This window comes from Oleiphilus sp. HI0079 (assembly GCF_001635105.1).
The window spans coordinates 1-919 of sequence record NZ_LWFT01001431.1; the positions used below are offsets into that span (position 1 = coordinate 1).

Consider the following 919-nt stretch of genomic DNA (forward strand, 5'->3'; position numbering starts at 1 on the left):
GTCGACACCGTCATTATGGGCGATGCTGAACTTTGGGAAGTGAAGCAGGAGCGAGAATACATATACAGCTTGCCTGAAATGAGCGAAGAACAAGGCATGCGCGTTGCCGAGTTAGAGACGCTTTTCGCAGAGATGGATGGATACAGCGCAGAGAGTCGCGCAGGTGAGCTCTTGTTATCGGCAGGCATTGAAGAAGAACTGCATTTTGGACTAATGGCGCAAGTAGCCCCCGGCTGGAAACTACGTGTATTACTCGCGCAAGCGCTATTCGCCAACCCAGACATACTGCTTCTTGATGAGCCTACCAACAACTTGGATATTCATACAATCGAATGGTTAGCCGAGATACTCAATGAGCGAAAATGTACCATGATCATCATCTCGCACGACCGTCACTTTTTGAACAAAGTCTGTACGCACATGGCCGACATCGACTACGGTGAACTGCGTATTTATCCGGGCAACTACGAGGCATATACCGCCGCAGCGAGCTTGGTTCAGGAACAATTGCATTCAGAAAATGCCAAAAAGAGTGCTGAGATCGAAGAGTTACAGTCTTTCGTTAACCGCTTTTCTGCAAATGCCTCAAAAGCAAAGCAAGCGACGTCGCGCGCCAAGCGCATGGAGAAGATTCAGCTCGATGAAGTTAAAGCATCCAGCCGAGTTAGCCCATCCATCCGCTACAAACAACATAAAAAATTGCATCGTCAAGCGCTCACATTAGAAGGTCTTTCTCACGGTTATGACGGTGAAACCCTATTCACCTCAGACGACCTCATTCTTGAAGCGGGCGCAAAACTCGCGGTTATTGGTGAAAACGGTGTTGGCAAATCTACCTTGCTACGTTGCCTTGTCGACAAGATCCAACCTAATTCAGGCGTCGCCAAATGGTCAGAGAATGCTGAAATCGGCTACTGCC

1 protein-coding gene is annotated in these 919 nt (G+C 48.6%); it reads left to right on the plus strand.

Translation table 11 applies throughout. The annotated features are described in order from the left end of the window. The coding region (locus A3750_RS24605; RefSeq protein ID WP_156498925.1) for an ATP-binding cassette domain-containing protein at window positions 1–919 on the plus strand (919 nt) is incomplete at both ends.